Raw genomic sequence first — 5,822 nt, forward strand, 5'->3', positions numbered from 1 at the left:
GATCCCTGGGCTCTCGGCCGATCATCAGGTCCGTGAATGCCACATCGTGGGACTCAGAGTCCCTCGATGTGGCATTCACGGACTTACCCGCGGCGCCGGGTCACGGGACGAGCAGGCCCCAGTAGATCGCCCACGGGATGAAGACGACGCCGCCCGCGAGCAGCAGGCCGAGCCGCGGCGTCCGGTGCCGCCACCACGCGATCGCGGTTCCGGCGGTCGAGATCACCACGGCCACCGCGAGCAGCTGGAGCGCCAGCCATGGCAGCGGACGTCCGAGCACCGCGGGCCCGAGTGCCTTGCCCTGGCTCAGCTGGATCAGCATCGCGACCGCGAAAAACCCCAGTGTGGCAAGCAAACCGGTGGTCGAGAGCCAGCGCGCGGACGGGGAACCCGCGCGCGCACGCCGGAAGAGCGCTCCAACGGGATAAGCCGCGAAGGCGATCAGCAGGAGCAGCACCACCGCGAGCTGGAGCCACGTCGTTTCGTACCAGCGCAACGGTGTGAGTTCGACGCTTTGCCGGTCTTGGGCGGGTGGGGCGTCGGCGCTCGCCGCGGGCGGCCCGGACGCGAGGCCGTTGACCCAGGAACTCACCAGTTCCAGATAGCCCGGCGAGTAGCCGTCGAGTTTGTCGAAGCCATCGGTCGTCCGGCGCAGCTGGTGCTGGCCGTCCGGGAAGACACGCAGGGTGTAGTGCTGATTTCCGTTGTGCGACAACGTTTCCTGGAAGATCCTCAGCGCTTCGGCCGGCGGCGTCAGCACGTCGCGCGCGCCCCACAGGCCGAGCACCGGCTGCTTCAACCGCGCCAGCACCGGGATCGGGTCGTAGCGGGCTTCGGGGAACACGCCGCCGCCCACGAGCTGACGCATCATGGTCGACGACGCCATTTTCACCAGCGAGCCCGAGAAACCCAGGTGGCGCAACTGGTTCTCGACGGCCCAGGCCTGTTGCCGGGCGGGCTGCACGCCGTTGGCCCCGACAGTCACGACGAAGGCGACGTCAGCCGATCGCGACGCCGCGAGCGGTGCCACCCAGCCACCTTCGCTCAACCCCCACACCCCGACTCGCGCCGGATCGACCTCGGGACGCGCTCGCAGCGCCTGCACCGCCGCAAGCGCATCGTCGGCGAGCGTCGAATACGAGCGCGTGAACTGCGAATAGCCCTCGGTGCGCTTGTCGTAGATCAGCGTGGCGACGCCGCCGCGCGCGAACGCCTCCGCTTCGACGCGGTGATCCTGCCTTGGCCCCGGGCCCGAGCCGTGGACCATGACGATGCCGGGCAGCCCGCGACGTCCCGGCGGTGCGACCACAGTGCCGTGCAGCGTGACGCCGCCATTCTGGAACGTCACGTCGGTAGTGGTGAATTCCGCCGCGCCCGCCGATGGTGCGAGTGCGCTGAACGCGACGATTGTCGCCAGTAAAGCGATTCTTCGCATGGATATTCCCCCATATCTGTTTGTCACTCCGTGGAGTCGTCTCCCGCTTCCGGGAAGGCGAACCAGCGCACAAGGACCCGGCGTGAGCCCGGGGCGCGATCGTCCTCCGTGCGCCAGTAGCGCCGGAGGAGTTCCATGTACTCGTTCCAGAACTGCTGGAGTTCTTCGCTGGTGAGCCAGCTGGAGCCGCGCGAGAACAGCAGCGCGTCCGACCAGCCGCCGGGCATCGAATCCCGGTTTCGCTGGAAGTCGTTGAGTTTCGCCAAGTCTTCTTCGAACGACTGACGCTGCATGTCCTCGAAGAGCACCCGGGTCTCGGCGTCCTGCTCGCTGTGACGTGGCCAGCGGATGTCCCGCGGCCGCCTGCGCCACCAGCGCTCCTTGCCGTGCGCGAGTTCGGGCGCCTCCTCGACGAAGCCGAAGCGGGCCAGTTCTCGCAGGTGATAGCTCGTCGCGCCGGTGTTCTCTCCCAACGCCTTCGCGAGCTTCGTCGCCGTCGCGGGCCCACTCGACAGGACGCCGAGGATCCGCCTACGCAGCGGGTGTGCGACGGCCTTGAGCGTGGCGGGGTCGACCTCTTCCGGCGGTGGTGCGCTGGTCATGCCGTCCAGCGTAGACGTGCAAAGAAACTTGTGCAAAGGTTTCTTTGCACGCTAGGATGGGATCACTGGTTCACTCGGATGCGTGATTTACTGCGGAAGGAAGTGAGGCGTTAGCAGCGAATACATGGGTGGAGGGCTGTTTTCTCCATTGTCAACCCCGCGGAATCCCGCGTGTGCGATTCTCACTCCTGGAATCGCGGCTTACTATTTGTGATCATGTGGTCTCCAGGGGTGACGTATAGTGAGTGAACCGAATCTGCCCGCACGCCAGCTTGGCCGGATGCTGCGACGAATGCGGGAACGTCTCGGCATGAACCAGGGCGAGGCGGGAGCGCCGTTGCGCTTCAGTATCAGCAAAATGTCGCGGATCGAGCTGGGATTCCTCCCCTCGTACCACGAATTCCGCGCTTTACTCGACCGATACTGCGTAATCGTGTCCGAGTGGGATGAGTACATCGCGTTGTACGACCGGGGCAAGGAGAAGGGCTGGTGGTTCCACTACGGCGTGGGCAACCGGGGCTTCCTGCCCATCGAGGCCGAGGCGAGCCGGGTCCGGGTCTTCCAGTACGGCTACATCCCGGGCTTGCTCCAGACTGAGGCCTACATGCGCGAGGTCTTCGCTGGGGGTCGTCGGCCGTTGAAGGGCAAGAAGCTGGAGAACGAGGTGGCTGTGCGTTTGCGTCGCCAGCTCCGGCTCACTGAGGAGCCGATCCTCGGTTACCACGCGATCCTGGACGAGTATGCGCTGCGGCGGCCGGTTCTCGCAGGGGACGAGCGGAGTGAGCAGCTTGCCCGCCTGATCGAGTGCGCGGAGATGCCGAATGTCAGGCTTCAGATCGTGCCGGAGGACGTCGGCGCTTACGACGGTCAGAACGGCAACGTCTTCATCGCGAGCTTCGATGACACCGAGGAGCCCGACGTCGCGTACGCGGAGCACATCTTCGGGGCCATGCACTACGAGAAGGAGAGCGACGTCTCTGCTGCTAAGATGGCGTTCGAGGATTTCGCGGATCGGGCGCTCGACGAGGAGGACTCGATCGCGTTCATCAAGCGGCTCTGAGCGGAGGCTGTTATGTCCACTGTGGACTTTTCCGGCGCGCAGTGGATCAGGAGCAGCTACAGTACCGATGGCGAGAACAGCAACTGCGTCGAGGTCGCCTGGCGCAAGAGCAGCTACAGCACCAGCGGGCAAAACAGCGAGTGTGTCGAGGTCGCGTTTGTGACGCCGTCGGTGGCGGTGCGGGATTCCAAGAGCCCGGAGGCCGGTCACCTCACGGTGTCGCCGTCCGCCTGGGCCGGGTTCGTCGCTCGGGTGCGGTGAAGCGCCCACGCGACGTCGTCGTCAGCCAGCGGAGGCCGACGGGAACTGTCCAATAGGGACTGTCGGATCGCCGCCGCGCGGGCACGTCCAGACTGCCTGGCCATCGCTGACGCGCGGGTCCAGCGGGTGCGAGTTCGGATGCGCGGGGCACTCCGGCCAGGTGGCGGACTCGCCCGCTCGCCACAGCGCCTCTACCGCCCACTCCTGGACGTGACCGGCCAATTCGACGACCTGCTCGGCGTGACTCTGCCCGCGCACCACGGCGACCACCTGGCCCAAGCCGTCGGGATCCAGCAGCCAGACGCCCTCCTGCCAGGGGTGCGGGCTCGCGTACTCCCGGACCTCCGGCTGTACGCGGCAGGTCCGCAGATCGTGGAGCACCGGTTCGAGTGCGGCGGCGAGTTCGGTCACCAGACGGGCCTGTCCGCGAACTTCTGGAGCGTTCGCTGTGAGGGGCGCACGTAGAAATGTCCGACCGCGAAGCCCATCGAGCCGAGCGCGAGGTAGCCGAACGTGACGATCATGTCCGAGGTGATCGGCGTGCGAAGGCCGCCGAAGGCGTGAAGCAGCGCGATGACCACGAAGGCCAGGAACGCGAACAGGATCGTGCAGCCGTAACACACGATCAGGACGTTGCGGGTGGTGCGCGCGACGGACACGACGAGGTAGTCGCCGCGGAGGGCACGTCGGCAGGTCAGGACCACAATGGCGGTCGCGATGACGCACAGTGGTGGCAGCAGTTGCGCCACCGTGCCGAGCGGGCCGAGGGGGAAGGCGCTGTGGTTCACGATGTTGTTGAAGAACGCCGAGATGCCGAGGAACAGCAGCGCGCCGACGATCAGCGACGTCCCGGCGAGGACCGAGCCCCAGCGGACGCGGCTCGCGAACAGCGTCGGCAGCGGGATGAACTGCGGCGACGGCTGGTACTGGTAAGGCTGCACGCGTCCTCCTTCCGCCCAGCTTAGGGGCTTTTGTACGCATTCTGTACGGCGTGGCAGAAGGCTGCCAATCGGATATTCAGCCGACCCGGGGAGTCTCGGATGCGTCGTCTCACTCGCCTGGCCGCCGGTGTCGCGGCCGTCGTCACCGTGTTCGCGGGGCTCGCCGGACCGGCGCAGGCCGCCGACGGCAACCCGCTGGAGAAAACGAACGGGTTCTACGTCGACCCGGATTCGAACCCGGCCGTCTGGGTGCGCGACCACGCTGGCGACCCGCGTGCCGCGTCGATCAAGACGTCGATCGCTTCGCGGCCGGGCGCCCGGTGGTTCGGCAACTGGAGCGGCGACGTCCGCAAGAGCGTCGACGCCTACACCTACGCCGCCGACGTCGCGGACAAGCTCCCGGTGCTGGTGGCGTACAACGTCCCCGGCCGCGACTGCAAGGGGCACTCCAGTGGCGGCGCGGGCAGCCCCGAGGCGTACCGCGCGTGGATCGACGCCTTCGCTGCGGGCATCGGCGGCAAACCGGCCGTGGTGATCCTCGAACCGGACGCGCTCGCGCAGCTCGACTGCCTGCCGTCGGCCGATCGGCCAGTGCGTCTCGACCTGCTGCGCTACGCGGCCGCGTCACTGGCCGCCCACGCGCCGAACACTTGGACCTATGTGGACGGTGGGAACTCCTCGTGGATCCCGGCTGACACGATGGCCGCGCGCTTGGACTCCGTCGGCGTGCGCTCGGTGCGGGGCTTCGCGTTGAACGTCTCGAACTTCCACACCACTGCGGATTCGGTGGCCTATGGGCGCGCGGTGAACTCGGCGTTGTCGGCGAAGTTCGGCTACACGCGACAGTTCACAGTGGACACCAGCCGCAACGGCAACGGCTACAACGGCGAATGGTGCAACCCGGCGGGCCGCAAACTCGGGACCCCGGCCCAGATCGGCGGCGGCGCGGACCTGCTGCTGTGGGTCAAGGTCCCTGGCGACTCCGACGGTGACTGCGGCATCGGCAAGGGGATTCCCGCCGGCACCTTCAGCCCCGACCTCGCCACCCACCTCATCACCGGCCGCTGACCTCTGTTCGGCTCCTGCTCGGGCTCCAAGCGCCCCAATGTGGCGTTCGGTGCGCTGGACGCAACCAACGCCACATTGGGGCGCATGAGCCCACGACTCACCGCCGCTGAAGGAATGAACGGAAGATTCATGACGCTCTGAGCGCCCCTACCAAAAAGCCTACGCGAGGGGTCCGACAAAACCCGCGGTCGGGAGTAGCGGCGCGACACCAGCGGCCGGGAGTGGTAGCGCAAAAGCGGGTGGTCGGGAACGGCGGCGCAGTACCTGCGGTTGGGAGCGGTGGCGCGAAAGCCGGTGGTCGGCAGCGGAGGCGCAACACCTGCGATCGGGAGTGGCGGCGCAAAAAGCCAGCGGTCGGGATCCCCGGGGAAATGCCGTTAAGGCCACCTTACGGGCGTCACACGCCCGTAAGGTGGCCTTAACGGCATGACGTGCCACCGGGGGCGGAAGGTAGT

General features: G+C 67.1%; 7 protein-coding genes. 3 read left to right on the top strand and 4 right to left on the bottom strand.

What is annotated here, in order from left to right:
• Nucleotides 1–100: 100 nt before the first annotated feature.
• The gene (locus ACFW0G_RS45185) at nucleotides 101–1,435 is read right to left on the bottom strand and encodes an alpha/beta hydrolase family protein (RefSeq protein ID WP_378331769.1); all 1,335 of its coding nucleotides are present in this window, start codon (nucleotides 1,433–1,435) and stop codon (nucleotides 101–103) included.
• Between the two features lie 23 nt (nucleotides 1,436–1,458).
• Nucleotides 1,459–2,037, bottom strand: a complete 579-nt coding sequence (locus ACFW0G_RS45190; protein WP_378331770.1) for an ArsR/SmtB family transcription factor — start codon at nucleotides 2,035–2,037, stop codon at nucleotides 1,459–1,461.
• A gap of 241 nt (nucleotides 2,038–2,278) precedes the next feature.
• Between ACFW0G_RS45190 and ACFW0G_RS45195 the strand changes: the two genes are divergently transcribed.
• Nucleotides 2,279–3,097 carry a DUF5753 domain-containing protein gene (locus tag ACFW0G_RS45195; RefSeq protein WP_378331771.1) on the top strand — a complete coding sequence of 273 codons (819 nt, stop codon included), beginning with the start codon at nucleotides 2,279–2,281 and terminating at the stop codon, nucleotides 3,095–3,097.
• A 12-nt stretch (nucleotides 3,098–3,109) separates the two neighbouring features.
• Complete coding sequence (locus ACFW0G_RS45200; RefSeq protein ID WP_378331772.1) at nucleotides 3,110–3,358, top strand: DUF397 domain-containing protein; 249 nt, start codon at nucleotides 3,110–3,112, stop codon at nucleotides 3,356–3,358.
• Nucleotides 3,359–3,379: 21 nt separating this feature from the next.
• On the opposite strand, the gene ACFW0G_RS45205 is transcribed toward ACFW0G_RS45200, so the two are convergent.
• Nucleotides 3,380–3,769: a hypothetical protein gene (locus ACFW0G_RS45205; RefSeq protein ID WP_378331773.1), complete on the bottom strand. Its 390-nt coding sequence runs from the start codon at nucleotides 3,767–3,769 to the stop codon at nucleotides 3,380–3,382.
• On the bottom strand, nucleotides 3,766–4,299 hold the full coding sequence (locus ACFW0G_RS45210) for a hypothetical protein (RefSeq protein ID WP_378331774.1): 534 nt from the start codon (nucleotides 4,297–4,299) through the stop codon (nucleotides 3,766–3,768). Before ACFW0G_RS45210 ends, ACFW0G_RS45205 begins: the two co-directional genes overlap by 4 nt.
• A 99-nt stretch (nucleotides 4,300–4,398) precedes the next feature.
• Here ACFW0G_RS45210 and ACFW0G_RS45215 point away from each other — a divergent pair, with 99 nt between their 5' ends.
• A complete protein-coding gene (locus tag ACFW0G_RS45215) occupies nucleotides 4,399–5,367 on the top strand; it encodes a glycoside hydrolase family 6 protein (RefSeq protein ID WP_378331775.1) in 969 nt (322 codons plus the stop codon).
• The last annotated feature ends 455 nt before the right edge of the window (nucleotides 5,368–5,822 follow it).

Source organism: Amycolatopsis sp. NPDC058986, assembly GCF_042741125.1.
Classification (GTDB): Bacteria; Actinomycetota; Actinomycetes; order Mycobacteriales; family Pseudonocardiaceae; genus Amycolatopsis.

Bases quoted from the DNA above. Each gene is read 5' to 3' on its own strand.
- ACFW0G_RS45185 (WP_378331769.1), bottom strand. From the start codon at position 1,435: ATGCGAAGAATCGCTTTACTGGCGACAATCGTCGCGTTCAGCGCACTC.
- ACFW0G_RS45190 (WP_378331770.1), bottom strand. From the start codon at position 2,037: ATGACCAGCGCACCACCGCCGGAAGAGGTCGACCCCGCCACGCTCAAG.
- ACFW0G_RS45200 (WP_378331772.1), top strand. From the start codon at position 3,110: ATGTCCACTGTGGACTTTTCCGGCGCGCAGTGGATCAGGAGCAGCTAC.
- ACFW0G_RS45215 (WP_378331775.1), top strand. From the start codon at position 4,399: ATGCGTCGTCTCACTCGCCTGGCCGCCGGTGTCGCGGCCGTCGTCACC.